23 protein-coding genes are annotated in these 21,127 nt (G+C 34.7%); 8 read left to right on the forward strand and 15 right to left on the reverse strand.

Annotation, left to right across the window (positions count from 1 at the left end; all coding sequences use genetic code 11):
• Nucleotides 1-4: 4 nt before the first annotated feature.
• The 6 genes from QOL71_RS05430 (at nucleotide 5) to QOL71_RS05455 (ending at nucleotide 4,591) form a co-directional block, all read left to right on the forward strand.
• Complete coding sequence (locus QOL71_RS05430) at nucleotides 5-370, forward strand: hypothetical protein (RefSeq protein WP_283415951.1); 366 nt, start codon at nucleotides 5-7, stop codon at nucleotides 368-370.
• A gap of 313 nt (nucleotides 371-683) precedes the next feature.
• On the forward strand, nucleotides 684-1,103 hold the full coding sequence (locus QOL71_RS05435; protein WP_283415952.1) for a hypothetical protein: 420 nt from the start codon (nucleotides 684-686) through the stop codon (nucleotides 1,101-1,103).
• A 357-nt stretch (nucleotides 1,104-1,460) separates the two neighbouring features.
• Entirely contained in the window at nucleotides 1,461-2,498 is a 1,038-nt protein-coding gene (locus QOL71_RS05440) for a beta propeller repeat protein (RefSeq protein ID WP_283415953.1), read from the forward strand.
• A 298-nt stretch (nucleotides 2,499-2,796) separates the two neighbouring features.
• Nucleotides 2,797-3,090, forward strand: a complete 294-nt coding sequence (locus tag QOL71_RS05445) for a CdiA C-terminal domain-containing protein (RefSeq protein ID WP_283415954.1) — start codon at nucleotides 2,797-2,799, stop codon at nucleotides 3,088-3,090.
• 3 nt (nucleotides 3,091-3,093) lie between these two features.
• Nucleotides 3,094-3,360, forward strand: coding sequence for a hypothetical protein (locus QOL71_RS05450; RefSeq protein ID WP_283415955.1), 267 nt, complete (start codon nucleotides 3,094-3,096; stop codon nucleotides 3,358-3,360).
• Between the two features lie 559 nt (nucleotides 3,361-3,919).
• Nucleotides 3,920-4,591: an IS1 family transposase gene (locus tag QOL71_RS05455; protein WP_283415956.1), complete on the forward strand. Its 672-nt coding sequence runs from the start codon at nucleotides 3,920-3,922 to the stop codon at nucleotides 4,589-4,591.
• Here QOL71_RS05455 and QOL71_RS05460 read toward each other — a convergent pair.
• The 5 genes from QOL71_RS05460 to QOL71_RS05480 all read right to left on the reverse strand — a co-directional run bounded on the left by QOL71_RS05460 (nucleotide 4,588) and on the right by QOL71_RS05480 (nucleotide 9,125).
• Nucleotides 4,588-5,139 carry a serine O-acetyltransferase gene (locus QOL71_RS05460; protein WP_283415957.1) on the reverse strand — a complete coding sequence of 184 codons (552 nt, stop codon included), beginning with the start codon at nucleotides 5,137-5,139 and terminating at the stop codon, nucleotides 4,588-4,590. The genes QOL71_RS05455 and QOL71_RS05460 overlap by 4 nt on opposite strands.
• A 59-nt stretch (nucleotides 5,140-5,198) precedes the next feature.
• Entirely contained in the window at nucleotides 5,199-6,344 is a 1,146-nt protein-coding gene (locus QOL71_RS05465) for a glycosyltransferase (protein WP_283415958.1), read from the reverse strand.
• A gap of 9 nt (nucleotides 6,345-6,353) precedes the next feature.
• The gene (locus QOL71_RS05470) at nucleotides 6,354-7,304 is read right to left on the reverse strand and encodes a 3-oxoacyl-ACP synthase III family protein (protein WP_283415959.1); all 951 of its coding nucleotides are present in this window, start codon (nucleotides 7,302-7,304) and stop codon (nucleotides 6,354-6,356) included.
• A 99-nt stretch (nucleotides 7,305-7,403) separates the two neighbouring features.
• On the reverse strand, nucleotides 7,404-7,964 hold the full coding sequence (locus QOL71_RS05475) for an acyltransferase (protein WP_283415960.1): 561 nt from the start codon (nucleotides 7,962-7,964) through the stop codon (nucleotides 7,404-7,406).
• A gap of 3 nt (nucleotides 7,965-7,967) precedes the next feature.
• The gene (locus tag QOL71_RS05480) at nucleotides 7,968-9,125 is read right to left on the reverse strand and encodes a glycosyltransferase (RefSeq protein ID WP_283415961.1); all 1,158 of its coding nucleotides are present in this window, start codon (nucleotides 9,123-9,125) and stop codon (nucleotides 7,968-7,970) included.
• 89 nt (nucleotides 9,126-9,214) lie between these two features.
• Between QOL71_RS05480 and QOL71_RS05485 the strand changes: the two genes are divergently transcribed.
• Entirely contained in the window at nucleotides 9,215-9,991 is a 777-nt protein-coding gene (locus QOL71_RS05485) for a class I SAM-dependent methyltransferase (RefSeq protein WP_283415962.1), read from the forward strand.
• Between the two features lie 33 nt (nucleotides 9,992-10,024).
• On the opposite strand, the gene QOL71_RS05490 is transcribed toward QOL71_RS05485, so the two are convergent.
• The 3 genes from QOL71_RS05490 to QOL71_RS05500 are packed head-to-tail and all read right to left on the reverse strand — an operon-like array spanning nucleotide 10,025 to nucleotide 12,575.
• Nucleotides 10,025-11,044, reverse strand: a complete 1,020-nt coding sequence (locus tag QOL71_RS05490) for a glycosyltransferase family 2 protein (RefSeq protein ID WP_283415963.1) — start codon at nucleotides 11,042-11,044, stop codon at nucleotides 10,025-10,027.
• 8 nt (nucleotides 11,045-11,052) lie between these two features.
• Nucleotides 11,053-12,039: a glycosyltransferase family 2 protein gene (locus QOL71_RS05495; protein WP_283415964.1), complete on the reverse strand. Its 987-nt coding sequence runs from the start codon at nucleotides 12,037-12,039 to the stop codon at nucleotides 11,053-11,055.
• An 8-nt stretch (nucleotides 12,040-12,047) separates the two neighbouring features.
• Nucleotides 12,048-12,575, reverse strand: a complete 528-nt coding sequence (locus tag QOL71_RS05500; protein ID WP_283415965.1) for an acyltransferase — start codon at nucleotides 12,573-12,575, stop codon at nucleotides 12,048-12,050.
• A gap of 85 nt (nucleotides 12,576-12,660) precedes the next feature.
• On the opposite strand from QOL71_RS05500, the gene QOL71_RS05505 reads away from it, so the two are divergent.
• Nucleotides 12,661-13,656 (forward strand): glycosyltransferase family 2 protein, encoded by a 996-nt coding sequence (locus QOL71_RS05505; RefSeq protein ID WP_283415966.1) that lies wholly within the window; start codon nucleotides 12,661-12,663, stop codon nucleotides 13,654-13,656.
• Here QOL71_RS05505 and QOL71_RS05510 read toward each other — a convergent pair whose 3' ends face one another.
• Genes QOL71_RS05510 through QOL71_RS05540 form a run of 7 tightly spaced genes read right to left on the reverse strand, consistent with a single transcriptional unit; the run spans nucleotide 13,657 to nucleotide 21,127 of the window.
• Nucleotides 13,657-14,943 carry a nucleotide sugar dehydrogenase gene (locus QOL71_RS05510; RefSeq protein WP_283415967.1) on the reverse strand — a complete coding sequence of 429 codons (1,287 nt, stop codon included), beginning with the start codon at nucleotides 14,941-14,943 and terminating at the stop codon, nucleotides 13,657-13,659. It abuts the gene before it with no gap.
• Between the two features lie 4 nt (nucleotides 14,944-14,947).
• Nucleotides 14,948-15,943: an SDR family oxidoreductase gene (locus tag QOL71_RS05515; protein WP_379953380.1), complete on the reverse strand. Its 996-nt coding sequence runs from the start codon at nucleotides 15,941-15,943 to the stop codon at nucleotides 14,948-14,950.
• The gene (locus QOL71_RS05520; RefSeq protein WP_283415968.1) at nucleotides 15,944-16,624 is read right to left on the reverse strand and encodes an NAD-dependent epimerase/dehydratase family protein; all 681 of its coding nucleotides are present in this window, start codon (nucleotides 16,622-16,624) and stop codon (nucleotides 15,944-15,946) included.
• A complete protein-coding gene (locus QOL71_RS05525) occupies nucleotides 16,611-17,666 on the reverse strand; it encodes an alginate O-acetyltransferase AlgX-related protein (protein ID WP_283415969.1) in 1,056 nt (351 codons plus the stop codon). The genes QOL71_RS05520 and QOL71_RS05525 overlap by 14 nt, the downstream gene beginning before the upstream one ends.
• A gap of 5 nt (nucleotides 17,667-17,671) precedes the next feature.
• The gene (locus QOL71_RS05530; RefSeq protein ID WP_283415970.1) at nucleotides 17,672-19,117 is read right to left on the reverse strand and encodes an MBOAT family O-acyltransferase; all 1,446 of its coding nucleotides are present in this window, start codon (nucleotides 19,115-19,117) and stop codon (nucleotides 17,672-17,674) included.
• A gap of 6 nt (nucleotides 19,118-19,123) precedes the next feature.
• A complete protein-coding gene (locus tag QOL71_RS05535; protein ID WP_283415971.1) occupies nucleotides 19,124-20,236 on the reverse strand; it encodes a glycosyltransferase in 1,113 nt (370 codons plus the stop codon).
• Nucleotides 20,237-21,127: a hypothetical protein gene (locus tag QOL71_RS05540; protein WP_283415972.1), complete on the reverse strand. Its 891-nt coding sequence runs from the start codon at nucleotides 21,125-21,127 to the stop codon at nucleotides 20,237-20,239.

The raw sequence follows: 21,127 nt of genomic DNA on the forward strand, positions 1-21,127 counted from the left end.
ACAGATGATAAAAAAAGAACATATAAACAAAAGAATATCTTTTGTAGAAAAATATTTTACGATAATAGATGAAGATGTATTCATTGATTACATTTGCATTCACATTGAAGATGAAAACCAAATTTGTTTGACAATAGATTCATCAGGAGAAAACATTATCATCATTTCTTTTGAAGAGATGAGTGATTGTATAAAAAGAACAGCAATCAAATATAATATTGAGAAAATAATTGAAAATGTATTTATTACAGATGAGTACTATCAAATTGATGATTATAAACAACTTATAGGTATTAAGTATAGATTGGTAGATAGAGACTTAAAAATTAGTATAGGTTTAGATACTCTCATTTATTCATTTGCTGGATAAAAAATGGTAGTGTTGGTAGTGTTCCAAACAAGTTGGTAAATAAAAACAGTATTGAATTTCAATACTGTTTTTATAGAAATAAGGAAGGGAAATAAAGTTTGAAATAGTATTGCAGATAGCCAGCGCAAAAGAAAGTATAAAATATGCTGCTTAAAATACTGAGAACCATAACAGGTGTTCCAGATGTGTTTGTGGGTTTATAATTAGTCACGGATTACAAATCCGCGACATCGAGGGATTCTTCCAATTCTGGATTAAAAATTTTTATTACTAATGACAAAAAAAAGCAAAATTTTGTTGAAATAAAATAATTATGAAAAGAAAATATTATATCCCTAGCAGTATTTTATTGTTTTTGGTAGCATGCAAAGATAATGAAGTTAAAGTTCAAAAATATATAAATGTTAATAGTAAAGATCTTGCTTTTTTAAGTGTTAAACAAAACAATTTGAATGAATATTATACGATACAAGACTTTTTAAATGCATTTTCTCCTAAATTAAATATTGACAAAAAGATTATAGAAGATGATCCTCCAGGAAAAGCTATTAAGTATATTGTTTATAGCCAAAATCAAAATATAAGAATCGAATTTTATCCTGATGGCTTTAAGCATATGGCTGATTTTGATATTAATAGAAAATGGAATATACAAGACTTTGAAAAAGAAGATGTAAAAAGGATTGATTTTTTTTATAGAGACATTTTAATAGAGACTATTTATCGATATTAACGGCAATGTTGGTGTGGTAATGGGTAATGTTCCAAACAAGTTGGTAAATAAAAACAGTATTGATATTCAATACTGTTTTTATAGAAATAAAGGAAGGGAAATAAAGTTTGAAATAGTATTGCAGATAGCCATCGCAAAAGAAAGTATAAAATAAGCTGTTTAAAAATACTGAGAACCATAACAGATGTTCCAGATGTATTGATGGATTTATAATTGATACGTGTTACAAATCCGCGACATCGAGGGTATTATTCAAACTTTAATTGAAAATAAAGCAAAAAAAGAAGGGGTTCCTGTCGATGTGATAAAAAAAGCACTTGACCCATATCTCATTCTTATATCAAATCAAAAGAAAAAATGAGAAGGATATTTTTTTTAATATTTGTTGCCTTCCTTATTTTAGGATGCAAAGATAAAACACTAAATAGTTCTAATGTCGAAATGTTTAATTCTATAGGAATGAACGGAGAGCCTGAATGTATATATTTTGTAAATCCTAAAGAAGGTTATTTATTTACTAATAAAAGCGATACAGATTGGTCCAAAGTAACAGAAGAGCAATTGGATGACCCAAATTATTTTCCTAAATCTAATGATATAGCAACGATTTATAAGACTATTGATGGAGGTAAGAATTGGGCTAGATTATATTCTCTAAATGATTATCATTTTTACAAAACTTCTTTTATTGATAAAAATGCTATTTACATAAAAATTATTGACAGTAAAGAAGTTTTAAAAAATAAACTGTTAAAAGTCGACATAAAAATTAATAATGTTACTGTTCTTAATTTTAATTTTGAAAGAATGGGCGAAATATGGGCAACTAATCAAAGTATTTTTGTAGATAGTAAAAACAATGGTAAGAGTTCAATATATTCTACCAACTTTAATTTTACCAAAGTGGATTCTGTAAAAGAAAACAATGTATTTAAAGACAAAATCACATTATTGGAGAATAAGCCTTTTGTTCTTACTTGGGATAATAATCTTTATGATATAGAAAAGAAAGAATTAACTAATTTGAAAGATATAATTCCAGATTGTATTGTAAAAAAAGATGCTGAAAGCCTTATAATAGCAGGAAAAAAAAAGAATTCTATTGGATTATTAAGATTTGATTCTAGGACAAAAAATACACAAGTTATAAAAGAATTTAAAGGATATAGTATAGTTCAGGGATTAGAAAGCAATGATAAAGTAATATGTGGCTTTATTGGAAATATAAAGGGTTCTTTTACAGAGTATGATTTAATTTACAGCTTAGACCAAGGGAAAACATGGCAGATTCAAGAGCTTAAAGAAAAAAGTTATATTCGACCTAATTGTTTGGTGAATAACATACTATATATATATAGTGGGGGTAGCAGGTTTCAAAAGATTGTTTTTGAATAATGCAATCCTCGTAGTGTGCTAGTATTCCAAACAAGTTGGTAAATAAAAACAGTATTGAATTTCAATACTGTTTTTATAGAAATAAGGAAGGAAAATAAAGTTTGAAATAGTATTGCAGATAGCCAGCGCAAAAGAAAGTATAAAATATGCTGCTTAAAATACTGAGAATCATAACAGGTGTTCCAGATGTGTTGGTGGATTTATAATTAGTCACGGATTACAAATCCGCGACATCGAGGGATCTCTTACAGTTACTGAGGGTAGTTTTTCTGCTAGTGAAATGCGTGCAGCTCAATATATGGCTGATAAAGGTGGTAAAGTTATTTTAAGAGATGTTATTGAAGGTGGAGCCCAAGGAAGAACATCTGATTTGCTTGTAGATGGTTTAACCTATGATGTTTATACACCAGAAACATCAAGTGTTAAGTCTATAGTATCAGCAATAAGAAGTAAAAATTCTCAAGCTCAAGGTATTGTAGTCGATCTTTCAAAAAGTAGTCTAAAACCATCTGATTTAAATAACATATTAAAAAGAGTTCAAGGTGCAGGAGCGAAAAATATAAAAGATATTGTTGTAATGCCTAAAAAATAATTTATGCCTAAAATTAATTGTAAATGTGGAAATATTATAAGATTGAACGATATTCCAAATGTTAATGAATTACATATCATTTCAGATATTGATTTTGAACAATTTTGGAATGACGATGAAGATTTTGTTAAAATAGAAGATGTTGCTTCCCAAATGAAACTTGTGGTAAAATGTAATAATTGCTGTAGATTGTATATATATGAGAACGGAATGAATGAAGAGCCCATTATTTATCAATTAGAAAAAGGACAGTGGAATAAAATGATGTAATAATAAGGGCTGGCAATGTTCCAAACAAGTTGGTAATTAAAAATAGGATTGAATTTCAATCCTATTTTTTAGAAAATGAGATAGGAAAATAGATTTTGAAATAGTATTGCAGATAGCCAGAGCAAAAGAAAGTATAAAATAAGCTGTTTAAAAATACTGAGAACCATAACAGGTGTTCCAGATGTGTTGATCGATTTATAATTGATACCTGTTAAAAATCCGCGACATCAAGGTGGTAAATAATAAATAGAGTATCGAGAAATCGGTACTCTTTTACTATAGTATTCGAGCTTCCATTTAAGTCCTATCGAGCGGAAGGTCTCACTCTTGTCGGACGATAAGTCTTGCTCTTATCGGGGCATAAGTCTTACTCTTATCGAGGCATAAGAATAACTCTTATGGTGCGATAAGAGTATTTTCTATCGAATTGCGAAATTACTAAATACGTTGTTAGCCTCTATTACAAGGTCACCAAAGGTCTGCTTTATATATCCTCGGAGAATTAATCATCATCAATCAGACAATGTTCTGTTATTTTTATTTGTAAAAACACGGATCTATGAAGTTAATAACCTGTCATTGTGCGAAATGTGCCGGAAAAGATTTTATAAAGTATGGGAAAACGGCTTGCGGAAAACAACGGTATCAATGTAAAAACTGCAAGGCGATAAGTATTATGAATTATAGCTATAAAGCTTACAAAGACGATATTAATAATAAAATTATACTACTGATAAAAGAAGGTTTAGGAATAAGAAGCACAGCAAGAGTGCTGGAGATCTCTCCCTCAACATTATTAAAAAGAATCCTGAAAATAGCAGAAGATATATCTCAACCCATCATTCCATTTTATCGAACTTACGAAATGGACGAGGTGCGGTTTTTCATCAGAAAGAAAAGCAATCCCATGTGGCTGGTATATGCTATTGATAAGAACACAAAACAGGTTATGAGCTTCTACATCGGCAAAAGAAATAATCAAACGCTTAATGCTGTGGTAAAAACATTACTCAATTCCAAAGCGGAAATGATATTCACGGATAAGCTGAAGAATTATCAATATTTAATTCCACAAGAACTTCATAATACTAAAAGATATGGTACCAATGGAATCGAAAGAAAGAATCTCGGTCTCAGGACACATCTGAAGCGACTGGGCAGAAAAACCATTTGTTTTAGCAGAAGCATCATTATATTATCCGCTATTCTGAAAATCTATTTCTGGAGCTAAACTTTGTTATTAATATAACCCTCCGTTGCATTGGCTTTAGGCGTAATCACAGCAGGGTTTCCTACTACGACAGAGTTGTCGGGAATATCGGTATTGACATAGGCATTAGGCGCGATCAGCACATTATTGCCGATCGTGATCTTACCGACAATGACTGCGTTGGGGCCGATCCACACTTCGTCCCCAATCACTGGAACGCCTTCGTTTTTTCCGCGGTTAGCCTGAGCGATGGTAACGCCCTGGGCAATGTTGCAGTTTTTCCCAATCTTAGCTTTCGGATTGATGACCAGGTGTCCCCAGTGCCCTAAGTAGAATCCTTCCCCGATCTGTGTCTGGGGGTAGATCTGGAAACCGTACCGGATCTGGTAATGGCGAAGCATCAGTTTATAAAACAAACCAATCACGGGCTTTTTATAATGCTTTTGAGTTTTTCTGAGCAGATAGATATAATGCAGGTTGGGGCTGAAACATTTTTTCAGAATCTGAAACGATGATAGGTAGCGCCCGCTTTCCCTGTAAAAATCTTTTTGAATAATAGAATAACTCATGGTGTAAAAATAGGAATATTTTTAATTGAGATTCCTACGGAATAGCAAATTAGCTGCTATTACAAATTATCAATAATTTGCATTATCGAATTAACAGAATTTCCCAGACTGAACGGCATCTCATAATGCCGTAATTGATCCTGATAACTATAGAAGCTTTCCGGGTTGGTAAGAGCCTGCTTCATACCATTATAAATACCATCCTCCGAGTTTTCCGTGATCAGGCCCAATTTTCCGTTTTCCAACATCTCGCTGACACCGGAAACATCGGTTGCGATGATGTTCTTTTTCAATGTTATCGCTTCAAACAAAACGGTAGGGAAACCTTCGTAACGGGAGCTCAGGATGTAAAAATCCGCTTTTTTGAAATAAGGATAAGGATTGTCTGTAAAACCAAGCATGGTTGCAGTTTCATCAATGCCTAATTCTGATTTCAGCTTTTTAACATTTTCAAAATCATAACCGTCGCCAACGATCAATACTTTGTGTGGTAAACCTTCGTTCAGCAATCTTTTATGAACTCTCAGTAGCCGGTCAAAGCCTTTCTGAGGAAAAACGGTTCCAACGGAAATAAAAGTCGGAACTGATGAATCAAATTCATAATTAATGACCGGTTTTTCCGCTTTGGTAAGAATTTCTTCTGTGTCAAGAGGATTGTAGATCCTGACAATTTTATGCTTTTCGTCTTCGTTCCCGGCCAGTGATAAAAAGGTATCCTGAATTTTCTCAGAAATCACCATGACTTTATCATAATTAAAAAACCTCCGCATCTTCTCCGGTGTGTAGCCGCTTACCTGTGTAAGGTCATTATGGATCCACATCAGTTTTTTGGAAGATTTTAACGGACTGTTCAGAACCTCGTCCATAAAACCATGAATGGCCGCAAACTCGATATCGTACTGCTTGTTTTTAAGCTTTCTTTTATAAAGAATTTTGGGATACTTCTTCAGCAGTTGCTGATAAACGACACGGTATATTTTTTTCGGCAGATCTTTGGGACGGTTGGTGGTGATCATCTCTCCACGGTTCAGGAACATGACGTTCACCCAATCCGGAACATCCGGGAGGTATTTCCCCGAATGGAGATTCAGAAGAAGGTCAACCTCGTATTTATCTTCCGGAAGGTTTTTGAGAAAGGTTACCAGGACTTTTTCTGCGCCGCCATGACGCAGTGAACCAATTCTGATAAGGATCTTCTTTTTCAATAATCTGGATTAAAATTCTAAAATGCCCGCACCCCAGGAATAACCTACACCAAAGCCAACGACCATGACCTTATTCCCTTTTTTAATTTTTCCTTTGTCCGATGCCAGCTTCAAGGCGATAGGGATACTTGCAGACACGGTATTGCCTATATCCTTCATCTCCATAAAAAACTTCTCATCCGGAATATTACAAAGATTTTTAAGATAATTGAGCATATAAGAACTGGCCTGGTGGAAAACGAATAAGTCGATATCATCCATTGTCAGCTTGTTCTTCTCTAATGTATCTTTGATCAAAGACGGGATATTCTCTACTGCAAATGTAAAAATTTTCGGACCTTTCATAAACAAAACCGGCTTTTCTGCTTTGTTCCTGGAAGCACCGTTTTCTACGATCAGGTTGTTGAAGCCGCTTCCGTCCGTTCCCACAACGAATTGAAAGTCCGGTCTGGTCTCATCTTTCTCCACAATCGTGACGGCAGCGGCGTCTCCGAAAATAGTTCTGTTGGATTTGTCTTCTTTGTCAAGAAATTTGGTATAAGTTTCCGAAGTAACCAGCAAGATATTCTTTGCTATTCCTGTGGCAATCAATCCTTTTGCCAGCGTCAATCCATAGACGAAACCGGAACAGCCCAGATTGAAATCCAATGCACCAATTGACTTTGAAAGACCTAATTTGTCCTGTAAGATACAGGCGGTTGTCGGTAAAAAATAATCAGGACTCTGAGTACAGAACAATATGAAATCAATTTTGCTTTTATCATAGTTTTTAAAAAGCTTTTCACAAGCTTTATAAGCCAAATCCAAAGCTGTTTCAGACTCATCTGCCACATGTCTCGATTCTACACCTATTTTTGCTTTGATTTTTTCGGCACTCCATTCCGGGAACTCTTTCGAAATATCTTCGTTCGTTAATATATTTTTGGGCAGATAGTATTCTACTGCTGCAACATTGATCATTATACTCTTTCCTAAAATTTTGGCAAAGATACTAATCTTAAAAACAATGTTAGGCTATGAATAGTATCATAAAAAGTTAAAAACCTATAAATTATGATGCTATTTAACAGGTTTGTAATGATGCGGCAGATTCTCTTTGATATAACGATCCAGTTCCGGGCGGTTTTTCTCAAGCTCCCGGGGATATATAACATTGTTGTAAAGAGCCTTATCTCCATATTCTTCTATCGTGCAGATCAATTTTGCAGGAGTTCCCGCGAACACCGTGTTATCCGGCATAGAAGAATTAAGAACGGAACCTGCTCCCAGGATACAATTGTTCCCCATCTGTGAGCCGGGAAGAAAAATACAGTTGTTCCCGACAAAGCAGTTACTTCCGATTTTTATTCTCCCGAAGTTTCTGGCATCGGCATATTTTTCCATGCTGCGGATCACATACATGGCACCATCGTGATTGATGAATGTACACCCTGCCGTGATCTTGGTGCGATCGCCAATCTCTATCAGATAAGGCTCCGAGCCAAATGCAGGTGCTTCTATAAAAATAACATCTTTTCCAACTTTCATTCCTCTGGATTTACAAATCTCTATATAAGCTTTTTTGTAAATGCTTTTCCAGACCGAATGGATTTTCAGAATGATTCTGTAAACGATATTCATCAGTTATTTTTCTGCTAAATTAGTCAAGATATTTTCAATGGCATCAAAAATCTTCTGATTATCAAATTGATTTTCAGAATTTTTCAGATTTTTCTGCAGGTTCTCAATCAGGTGTTGATTAGTCATGAATTCCTTCATCGCCTGGTAGATCTCATTATGATCATAATTGATAAGGTAGCCATTTTCCTGATGTGTAATCATTTCCGGAATGCCACCAACAGCAGTTGAAATGATAGGCTTTTGAAGAATCAGTGTGTCAGCAATGATCAGTGGCCAGCCTTCCGATTCCGAGGGCATAATGAAAAAATCTGCATTTTTCACATAAGGATAGGGATTGAGCAAAGATCCCATTAATACAAAAGAGTCTTCTACGCCCAATTCTTTTGCAAGATTTTCAAGGTTTTCTTTTTCTTCTCCATCTCCTATAATGATTATTTTATTTGGAAAGCCATCCTTTATTAACTGTGAATGGACTTCGACCAACTTGTGAAAGCCTTTTCTGGAATGCAATCTGCCGACTGAAACAAAAACCGGAACAGATGTTCCAAAGTCAGGGACAAATTCTTCAGCTTTTTGTTTGATCTCCTGGATTGGAATGGCATTAAGAATGACTTTGTTATCAGGTACATCAAGATCAGGATAAGTTGTTTCCAAAATGTCCTTGGTCTGCTGAGACCCAAATATAAAATAATCAAACTTTGGAATCTGATTCAGGATTTTCGGAACAAGCGGCTGTAATTTTGGAAAAGTAATGTCTGAATGGAACCAGCCAATTTTCTTTGATTTCTTATTAGCGCTTTCCAGAACCGGAGCAAAATCGGAATAAGTAGACGCGATCTCTATATCAAATTTCTTGTCCAGATAAATTTTATCGATCCAAGCGGGAAAAGTCTCAAAAAACTTAATTCTTAAACCTCTCAAGAATAACTGAATCTTCTGTATCAATGGATTCTCTGAGAAATCTTCTTTTCCTCTATTGATTTTTATATAATGAACATGAGACGGAACTTTGTCCCTAAGCTCTCCCTGATATAGATTGACCAGATAGGTAATGTCAAATTTGCTTTTGTCAAGATTTTCAAGAAGACTCAGAATTACTTTTTCTACGCCTCCCATTTCCATTGATCTGTGGCGGAAAAGGACTTTGATTTTTTGGTTCATTTGTATTTTTCAAAAAAAATTCTCAAAAAACAAATATAAGCATTGTTTGTGCAATTGTTTTGTATTTTTGCAATTCAAAACATATTTGTATGAGCAAAATCGCCGAAATTACATCTACTTTTTTTGCGTATCTGAAACGCCCGGATCTTTATCCAGAACTGAGAAGGAAAATCTGGAAGAATATATTCAACAGATCTTCTGCTTTGCGGGGTAAGGAAGATGCCGAAAAATGGTGTGCATCCCTGGCTATCTCTGAAAAGGATTTTATAGAAAATGTTCTGAAGACATCCTTTATTCCTTTCGAAAAATTGTTTCCTCAGGAGTTTGCAGATGCACTTCAAATCCAGGCAAAAGCACCGGTGAAATTGGGTGGAGCAGGCTCATTGAGCGTTATCTATTATATTAATGAATATACCAATGCTCAGAAAACAGTGGAAACAGGTGTTGCCTACGGCTGGTCTTCTTTTGCAGCTTTGGCGTCGTTGGTACATAGAAACGGAACACTTTACAGCTCGGATATGCCTTATCTTTTACAAAACCAAAGTGAGGATTTTGTAGGTTGTGTCATTCCACAGAAGTACAGGAATAATTGGGATCTCTACCGCTACGCAGACAAAGAATCTTTACCGAAAATTTTCGGTAAGGCTAATTCTTTTGATGTGGTTCATTATGACAGTGACAAATCTTATAATGGCAGGATCTGGGCATATAACTTATTGTTCAGTAAAGTAAGAAAAGGCGGCATTTTTATGAGTGATGACATTGGTGACAATGCAGCTTTCAAAGATTTCTGTGAGTCCGGCAATCTGAAGCCTTACGTTGTAGAATTTGACGGTAAATATGCCGGTCTTATTATAAAAGATTAAATAAAAAGCTCCGAAAATTATTTTCGGAGCTTTTTATTCGGTATTACAACCCATATTTTCGTACTGTTTGCGGAATTGGTTTGCCCATTTTTCAAATTCCGGAAAGTTGATTTTATCGGAGACAAACCGCCTGAAATAATCCAAGGAGAAATCTCTTGGAAAATTTTCCATAGCATCGAATTCGTTATTTAACCAGGCTTCATTGATTAGATGATTGAACCGGTTGACGTCGAAATCGAAACCATATTCGTGGTAAGAATTGGTCGCAGATGACTGGAATGTGGTTTTCATCGATTCCAGCTTTAGTTTGGAAATAAAGCTAGGGTTGCTTTTATTTTGCCGGTAATATAAGGATGCATTGATCAACTGTCTTTTTTCGTCTACTTTTCCGTCCATTCCTTCCCAGATTTCCAACCAATATTCTTTATTAAAAAATCCCATTAGTATTGAGTTGAGAGCCCAATATTTTCTTTGTGTAAGATTATCAACTCTTCCTAATTTGTAAAGAATTGTGAAAAATTTATATTGATTATAAAAAAAAGCCTGCATCAGTCTTTTTGAGAAAAAAAGAAGGCCTTTGGGTTGTGCAGATTCGAGATCATCAGAAATTGAATCGATTATTAGATCATTTCTTTCAGATTCATTTCCTAGCCAGCCGAGTTTTATAAGATTGATATTAAATTTTTTTGCTTGCTGCGATAGATTGTCAACATTTACAGGTTGTGTAAACCAGACATCATCTTCCGTTACGATAACATATTCTGAGCCTTTTTTTACATTTTCGTACCAGAATTTGGTGGGAATTTCGAAGCCATTAACAGATTTTCCGGATCGCAGATTCTCTTCAATTGCTTTGATTTTTTTTGGATAATTATCGGAAAGAAGAATCTTGACATCGGGATATTTTTCCCTGATCTTGTCGAGATAGGATTCTGGCGTTCCATCGTCCAGAATATTTATCCTAAAATCTCCGGACACAAATTTTTTGATAGAAGCAATGCATCTGTCCAGATAAAAAGGGCGGTTAAAAGATTTGATAAAAATATCTGTCATGAGTTTGGTTATATTGATTCCGAAGAGCTTAACTTGTTGATTAATTTAGAATATTTATAGAACATAGATTCACCACAAGTAAGAAGCAGAGCGTTTTTGATATAAAAAATATCAGAACCATATAAGTTTTTATATTTTGACATTAGCTTTTGGAAGCCTATGAAATCATAATATTTTTTTGAAACGTTAATTGCCTTTGCGAATAATTCTTTTGAAGGGTTTTCATAGATGTTCAAAAAATTATTAGGGTCAAAATAATCATAAGAGTCCTTACCTTTTTTCAGTCGTTCTTCGTAAAAAACTTTCGATTGATTGATGAAAAGGTTTTTGATGACTTTATCCTGCTCTCTGGAAAGAGAGTTCTGCAGGATCCGGTATTCTAATAGACATTCGTCCAGATTTGCCATTTTCAAATTGTCTGTCATAATCCTGAAATAAAAATCGTAATCTTCACAATAGCGCATCTTTTCCCGATAAAAATCTTGATAGAATTCTTTCCTGAACATAATTACAGGATGATACAAAGAGATTTTTTTTGGCATTGTTTTCCTGATTTCCAAATCATTGATGGGTGCTTTCATCAATCCTAAATCATTTCCATTTTCATCGATTTTTCTCAAGGCTGCTCCAGTAATAAAAATATCCGGATTACTTTCTAGAAAATCATACTGGAGCTGGAAACGATCTTTTCTGGAGATGTCATCGTGGTCTATTCTTGCAATATATTTTCCTTTGGCTTCTTTGCAACCCGTATTGAGATTCCTGATAAAGCCGGCCGGACCAATGTTTTTTTCGTTTCGGAAAGCCCGGATTCTGAGATCTTGGTTTGCGAATTTTTTTATAATGTCAGGGGTATTATCCGTTGAAGCGTCATCAATAATAATAAATTCGAAATCGCGAAAAGTCTGTTCCAAAATAGCCTGAATACTCTGAGCTAAAAAATTACTGCCATTATAAACAGACATTACAACAGAAATCTTTGGTACCTGTTCCATAGAAATAATTATGAAAAAGTCTGATTTAGTTTGAGAACACTGCCGGCAGGAACATCTTTGTGAATGAGGCAGCCTGCACCAATAATACAGTTGTCGCCGATCGTAACACCTTTCAATACTGTAACATTACTTCCCAACCAACAATTTTTGCCAATTTTTATAGGGGAAGATTTGAATTTGCGGTGCTCAACGGTTTGTCCATTGTACTCGTGGTTGTGGTCATACAGCTTTACGCCTTCACCAAACAATGTGTTTTCCCCGATTTCTATTTTATCAATGGCATTAATAGAACAATAATTATTCATAAAAACATTCTCTTCCAGAACAACTTTTGCACCCTCTGCCAATACAAAATTGCAGTAGTTCCTGAGATTAACACGTTTGTCAATCAATAAAGTAGCTGAGGGGTGAAGAGAAAAATTAGCATAGTTCCCGATTCTGAATGCATCACCAATCCTGGAATTTTTGTTTTTCCGAATGATGTTAAGAGAATTCTCTTTCAGTATTTTAAAAATAATTTTAGAAAAAAAGTCCATTGTGTTTCTATTAATACAAAGATAGGTTAATGCCAGATTTTTATTTCTATTTTTGCCTAAATTTAATAAAATTAAAATACACCTGATGAGTCCTCTTGTTACAATCGTAATTCCCGTCTATAAAGTTGAACAATTCATTGAAAGATGTCTGCAATCGGTTGCTAATCAGACCTACAAAAACATCGAATGTATTCTGGTCAATGATGTAACGCCGGATTCGTCTATGGAAATTGCTGAGAAGTTTATCCGGAGAAATCCTGAGTTTAATTTTATCGTTTTTAATCAGCCCACCAATCAGGGGTTGTCAATGGCCAGAAATGCAGGAATGGATCTGGCAAAAGGAAAGTATATCTATTTTCTTGACAGTGATGATGAGATCACGGATTATGCAATTGAACATCTTGTAAAATTGGCTGAAGAAACCAATGCGGAAATGGTTTTGGGGCAGAGTGTCTGCATCAATGAGGAAGAAAACTGGAGAAGAAACTATTTCCCGGTCAATTCCCCAAAAGATAGTCTTGAAGGCAACAAAGACATTGTGTGGAACTTTGTAAAAGGTCAATATCCTGTAATGGCTTGTGATAAACTGGTTAGAATGGATTTTCTTATGAAACATCAGCTGTATTTTGTGAAAGATCTTTTTTCTCAGGATGTTTTATGGAGTTTTCAAAGTATGCTAAAATTTGAAAAGATAGCTTTCCTTAGAGAAGATACTTATCTGTATTACTTTCATGGAGCATCTATCATTCATAATAGAGGAGAGAAACATTTCGGGAATTGGATCACAATTGCTTCTTATATGGACAAAGCTTATCGCGAAGAAAAAGATGCTTATAAGAAAAAACTGATCCTGGAATATCTTGTAGATTTTAAGGGAATGACGCTGGAAATGAACTGGAAAGCACAGAAAAATGAGCAGCTCTGGAAGAGGAGTTACAAAGCTTATAACCAAATGAAATCTTTGAGCCTTACGGATTATTTCTCTTCGGATTATTCCAAAAAACTAAAAAAGCAGGACTTATTTTACCGCCTGCCTTTATTTATTGGATATAGATTTTTCCGGTGGAGATTTGACCGTTGATCAAAGTCTTTTTACCACATCTTGTTTTTCTAATATTCCCTTCACATCATAGATAATTCCGTTTTCTGTAAGCAGATTTTTGATGTTAAGGCTTTGAAATTCTTTGTGAGAAACCGCTAAGACGATCGCTTCGTATTTTTTAAAAGGTGGTTTTGTTGAGGTTTCCAGACCGTATTCGTGTTTCACTTCTTCCGGGTTTGCCCAAGGATCATAAATCGAAACATTGATTCCATAATCTTCCAGGTTTTTCACAACATCTACAACCTTTGTATTCCTGACATCGGGGCAGTTTTCTTTGAAAGTAAATCCTAAAACCAGTACATCGGAACCATTCACTTTCATATCTTTTTTCAGCATTTGTTTTACGGTTTCGCTGGCAACATATTGCCCCATAGAATCGTTCATTCTTCTACCAGCCAAAATAATCTCCGGGTGATAACCAAATTCCTGAGCTTTCTGAGCCAGATAATAAGGATCTACGCCAATACAATGTCCACCCACTAAGCCCGGTTTGAACGGAAGGAAATTCCATTTTGTACCTGCGGCTGTTAAGACATCGTGTGTATCTATTCCCATCAGATTAAAAATCTTTGCTAACTCATTAACAAATGCAATGTTGATGTCTCTTTGAGAGTTTTCTATGACTTTTGCTGCTTCTGCAACTTTGATTGTTGGTGCCAAATGAGTTCCGGCTTCAATGACAGATTTGTAAAGATCATCAACTATTTTTCCGATCTCAGGAGTAGAACCCGCAGTCACCTTCAGGATTTTTTCAACGGTATGAAGCTTATCGCCGGGATTGATTCTTTCCGGGGAATAACCGGCAAAGAAATCTACATTGAATTTCAAACCCGAATTTTTTTCCAATACAGGAATACATTCTTCTTCCGTGACTCCGGGATAAACAGTTGACTCATAAATGACAATGTCTCCTTTTTTCAGAACTTTGGCAACCGTTTCACTCGCTTTGTAAAGCGGTGTGAGATCCGGGCGGTTGTTCTTATCTACAGGTGTAGGAACGGTTACAATGTAAATATTAGAATCAGCAATATCCTCAAATTTGCTTGAGCAGAATAATCCTGTTTCTTCCAGATTTGGATTGTTTGGGATCAAAGCTGATTTTAATAAATCGTCATCAACTTCCAAAGTGTCATCCTTCCCGGAATTAAGATCAGCAATTCTTTTTTCATTAATATCGAAACCAACAACCGGATATTTTGTTGAGAATAATCTTGCTAATGGCAAACCGACATAACCAAGACCAATTATTGTAATTTTATGATTCATTGTTTTATTTAAGATTATTCCAATACCAAGTTACAGCTTCTTTCAAACCTTCTTTCATAGAGTGTTTCGGCTGGTATTCTAATAGATTTTTTGCTTTGTCAATACTTGCAAGAGAATGTGGAACATCGCCTTTTCTGTAATCACCGTAGATGACTTCCACATCTGCAATTTTAGGATCAAAATCGGAGAGATATTCTTTCAGATATTTTACAAGATCATTAAGGGTTGTTCTTTCTCCAAAAGCGGTATTGTAAACCTGATTTACCGATTCGGGATTTTCGGAAGTTAGAGCCAAAAGGTTCATCAGAATCACATTGTCGATATATGTAAAATCTCTTGAGTATTCTCCGCCTCCGTTGATGACAGGAGATTCGTGATTCATCAATTGCATTACAAATTTTGGAATTACTGCGGCATAAGCACCGTTTGGATTTTGCTTTCTTCCAAATACATTGAAATATCTCAAACCAATGGTATCAAAATCATAAGTTCTTTTGAAAACATCAGCATATAACTCGTTGACATATTTTGTAATCGCGTATGGAGATAAAGGTTTTCCGATTTTATCCTCAATTTTTGGCAAACTTTCGGAGTCTCCGTAGGTGGAAGAACTCGCTGCGTAAACAAATCGTTTTACATTCGCTTCTCTGGCTGCAACAAGCATATTGAGAAATCCGCCAACATTAACGTCATTGCTTGTAATCGGATCATTGATAGATCTTGGAACAGAGCCTAATGCGGCTTCATGTAAAACGAAGTCCTGATTTTCACAAGCTTTTTTACAATCTTCCAAATTGCGGATATCGCCTTCAATTAATGTGAAATTCGGATTATTTTTGATGACTTCCAGATTTTCCCTTAAACCTGTAGAAAAATTATCCAGACAAGTTACATTTGCCCCAAGATTTAATAATTCTTCACAAAGATTGGAACCGATAAAGCCAGCGCCACCAGTTACTAAAATATTTTTATTATTAAGTTTTTCTTTATAATTCATCATTTACGAATAGTATTTTTTTAATATCCTATTAAGATAAGAATCTTTATCTGTCAATCCGTTTTCCTGAAAATAATACTCTACATCAGGAACATTGATGTCATATCCGGATCCGCTTTTGATTAAGTTCAGGCTTAATTTTTTATCATAAAAGCGCTCGATGATCTCCAAAATTTCAATAATTGAATAGTTCTGAATATAAGCTACATTAACGATTTTATTTAATTCTGATTTTTCTAATAGTTGAAAAGTGATGTTTTTAATGTCTTCTGCATCAATCAGATTTCTGGTAGCTTTTGTATGTACATTGATGATCTCATTTTGATTAATAGATCTGATAAGATAATTCATTAGTAAGTTGGGGTTTCCACCATTTCCAACAGCATTGCTTACTCTCAGTATGAGATATTTTTCACATTGGTTTTTAATGATCTGCTCCATTTTCAGTTTATGCAAAACATAACTGCTTTCCGTTTTTGAGGAGTCATAAACGCTACAGGTAGAGAAATAAATAAAAATTTTATCAGGGTTTTCTGATAAGGTCTTGGTAACGAGATTTTCTTCCCGCATAAATTCCTCGGGACGGTTTTCTAATGAGTTGGAAACACCTGAAGCAAAGAAAACGGTGTCATCCCGATCATCTTCTACAAACAGTGAAGCTAAAAGTCCTCTACCTATTATCATTTTTTAATGTTTTAATAATTTCTTTTGAGATGAGTTCACAGGCCAATGCATTCCAATGAGAATCATCATATTGATACAACATTCTGTTATCCTTTTTTCTGAAATTGTTATAAAATTCAATTGTAGGATAATAACTGATATTATTCTGATTCAGAATTTTCCCGACTTTGAAAAGATAGTCGGGCTGCGTGTTTACAGGTATTTTATCAAAATAAACCGTTTCTTTATTTGGCATTGGCAAGTAAAGAAATTTGCTTCCAATGGAATCACAATATTTTTTATAGGATTCCAGAGATTTAATATTGATATGCATCCATTCATCAGAAGGCTCCAAATGTTTTGTGTCATAAAAAAACAACTTTTCGTCTACTTTTGATTGGGTTCCTGTTCCTCGCGATTTTGTAATTTTAGCTTTAGCAAAGTTATTAATATAACCTCTGAAAATCTTATCCAGAAAAACATTAGTGTCACCCAGCGCCCAAAGATTGTTGTATTCGTATTTTAATTGAGTCAGGAAAGAATTGTCAAAACGTTCAATCTTAGGAATTACTCCTCTCTCAACCCTTTCATAAATAATGTATTTTGGTTTTTGAATGATATTAAGCTTCAGCATTTTATCAAGTGTAGAAAAGTCTGTCGGCGCCATTCCATAGACAGAGTATTTATAATCAGAATTTTTCATTATCTGATTTGCTAAAAGTTGGGATTGGCTGAGAGTAGCTCCCATTGTATAGGAATCACCAATGATAATAATATCGGGATTTTTAATGAATCTATCATTTCTGAATCCTAACTCATCAGTGATATAGCTTTCGTCTTTTGGAATTTCATACTTAGTATTGAAACAAAGATCACCGACGCCGGTCATTTTTCCTTTTTGGTTGGCATAGATCGGATAATTATGAGGAACAACAGTGCTTTTATAAAGAGGCGATTCATAGAACTTATGGGTAAAAGCATAAATAGGTAAAAACCCCTGAGAAATTTCAATAATCAGAAAAGGTGATAAAAATAAAAGTGTTCTTAAAATAAACTTTTTCATCTCTTTTAAAATTGAAAGTAAATAAACTCCGCCTGCTCACCGGCAAATAATAAAACCAAAGTTGCTAACAGAAAATAAATAACCCACCTTGCAATAGTAGGCAATTTTGTAAAAGGTTTCCTCAATGGATGAAGTTCTTCTCTCATAAACCATTCGAAAATTAACATTATTACCACAAAAATCAAAACCTTCAGATCTCCATTCAGAAGTTTGTAAGGATATCCGATTCCGGTTCCTAAGGTTGAAAATAATCTTCCGATATAAGAGAACGCGTCTGTAACCGAAGCCGAACGGAAAAATATCCATGCAAAACAAGCCAAAGAAAAAGTAATAATCAACTGAATGATTTCTCGGAAATTCGGGAATAATCTTCCTTCCGCAACGATGTTTAAGTTATTTCTATTGGTTTTCAAAATGATGGAAGGCATGATGAAAAGTGCATTCAGAAATCCCCAAATTATAAATGTCCAGTTGGCACCGTGCCAAAAACCGCTGACAATGAATATGATGAATGTATTCCTTATTCTCATCCAGTTTCCACCTTTGCTTCCTCCCAATGGAATATATAAATAGTCACGAAACCAGGACGAAAGCGAAATGTGCCATCTACGCCAGAATTCTGCAATATCTCTTGAAAAATAAGGGTAAGAAAAGTTTCTCAACAAATCAAATCCAAATAATCTCGCCGTTCCTAAAGCAATGTCGGAGTATCCTGAAAAATCACCATAAATCTGAAATGCAAACAAAACAGCTCCAAAAATCAAGGTCACACCGGTATAGTTATGGTAATCGTTGAAAATCATATTGGCATAGTAAGCGCAATTATCCGCAACTACCATTTTTTTGAATAGCCCCCAAAGAATCTGCCGCAATCCATCAACAGCATTGCTATAACTAAAGTTTCTCTCTCTCTTAATTTGAGGAAGAAGATGTGTGGCTCTTTCAATAGGACCAGCAACCAATAGCGGAAAAAAACTGACAAATAATGCATAATCTATCCATGATTTTTCTGCCTTGATTCTTTCCTTATAAATATCAATGACATATGACAATCCGTGGAATGTGTAGAAGGAAATCCCGACAGGAAGAATAATTTTCAAAACCCAGGGATTGATTTGGAAGCCAAAACCGGCAAACAACTCAGCGAATGAGTCAGCGAAGAAATTATAGTATTTGAAAAATCCTAAAAATCCAAGATTAACGCCGACGCTGAGCCAAAACCAGAATTTTTTAGAAGATTTTTTCTGAGATTTTTCAATTTTGAGACCTGTATAATAATCCAGAAATGTTGAAAATGCCAATAAAAACAAAAACCTCCAATCCCAGCAAGCGTAGAAATAATAACTTGCTATCATCAGAAGAATATTCTGCTTTCTTCTGGCTTTTGTCAGCCAGTACAAAACAAAAACTATTGGGAGAAAGATCGCAAAACTAAGAGAGTTGAATAGCATAGAATATTACAATACTTTTTTAATATGTTCGATGGTTATTTTATTATCCATCCATTGCAGATAATCAGATTTGACTTTTACCGACATTGCTTTTAAAAGATCTCGATTATCATAAAGATTGATGATTTTATTTTCCAGCTCTTCAACATCACGATTAATTAGAAATCCATTTTCATTATCTTTTATTCCCATTAGAGGTAGACCTACTTTGGTAGAGATACAGGGCACACCGGACAAACAGGCTTCTGCATACATCGATGGTCCAGAATCCGCATCAGAAGCAACAATTACGACATCCACATCCTGATAGAATGTAAAAAGATCCTGATATGGACCGGAAAATTTGGTCTTTAACCGAATATCTCTTCCTGTTTTTTTTGCATTTTCTATGGCGGGGACAATATATTCTTCAAAACCTTTCATTGTTCTGGTTGGATTTCCTGTCCAGCCAACGGTTAGAAAAGGATTTTTGCCAACATTTTTATTCTCAACAAAGTTTTCTTGTCCATAGATACCGTAAACAAAATCTACTTTGTCCGTCAGTTTTTTATAACGCGTTAGCAGGTTACCACCGCCAACGATGAGGTGATCATAAGGTTTTATATATTTTTCGAAAAACTCTTCCTGATTCAGACGACTTCTGTCGATATTGTTTTTTAAGTCGTTTGAAGGACCTTCGTGTGGAAATTTGTCAGTGAAAATCCCAACAATATTTTTTTTTGCAGAGAACGGAAATTCTGCCATATATTGAAAGTAATAGGCCATTTCGATTTTTATATCAAAATTTTTCTTTGCCGTTAGTTCCTTGTTAAGATCAGTTTTATATTGATAAACTTTATCAGAAATATACCTGGGGTAATAGTATTTTCTACTTTTATTTAGAAAATAAACAGCTTCGTTTTTCTTAATTAATTTGAAAACTAAAAATTTGAGATAACTTTTAAAGTTGAAAATAAATTGAAATAATTTGCCTTTTGAATTGTTTTTTTTAATAGAATAATCATCATCGTAAGCTATAAAACAATCATAATCTTTTTGCAAAAACGGAAGCCAGGCTTTGATCATAAACTCATAAGCCCAATCTGGTCTGTCAGCAATAAAAAGAATTGTTTTTTTCATCTAGCCTTTAAATTTTACATTATAATAATCAGCAACTTGAGTGTGACCAACATGCAATATTACTTCGTTTCCTATACCAACGTCATCACCACAAACACAAAACTCGGCTGGTAAAAGATAAGGTGAAGAGTGGGTTTCTAAAGCAGCTTTCCACATCACAAGAGAAGCTCTGGAAGGTTCTTTTATCATAATCTCACAACACTTTTCGAAGAATGCTTTCCCATTTTCTGAGTCTTTCCAAAGTGTCATCGGGCTCTGGTTGTAAGAATGTCCGAAACCATTACTTTCGTCGGTGATTTTTCTGGCATCCAGAGATGTTTCCATATCTCTTTTCAGAAGGTTTCTTGGTGTATATGGCGCGCAAAATCCAAATATCTTTGTAAGATAAACCAAACTGTAAATATCTGGTGAAACCACAAACATATCTGAGTCAACAACACAGCAGAAGTCTGCTTCCGACTCCGCAAGAGACTTGAATTTAAAATAATCTGCAGTCCTGTAGAGATACCTTGGATGTTCTTTTTCCGGAACAGGAGATGTTACTTTTTTAAGATTAACTCCTTCGATCTCCAAATCAAAATCAGAATAAACCGTGAATTTTGCATTTGGGAAATAGTGTCTGATTGTTGAAAGAGAAGGTTCCAATCTGTTCCCCAAGTTAAATTCTGATCCGCCAGCATTGACACGATTTTCTCCAAATTCAGAAAACAAAAACTCGATGGAAATAGATTCTATAAAAGATTTAATGTGTTGATTGTCAATTTTATAATCAGGGAGTTTGTCTATGGAAAGTGATGTTTCAGAAGTCGGTTTGTTGTCAGGAAAAGTTTTCTTTTTTCCCAGAAGAACGGCCATTGCCTCTCGACATCTCCAAATTAATGTTCCGATCAT

The organism is Epilithonimonas pallida, assembly GCF_900182975.1.
Classification (GTDB): Bacteria; Bacteroidota; Bacteroidia; order Flavobacteriales; family Weeksellaceae; genus Epilithonimonas; species Epilithonimonas pallida.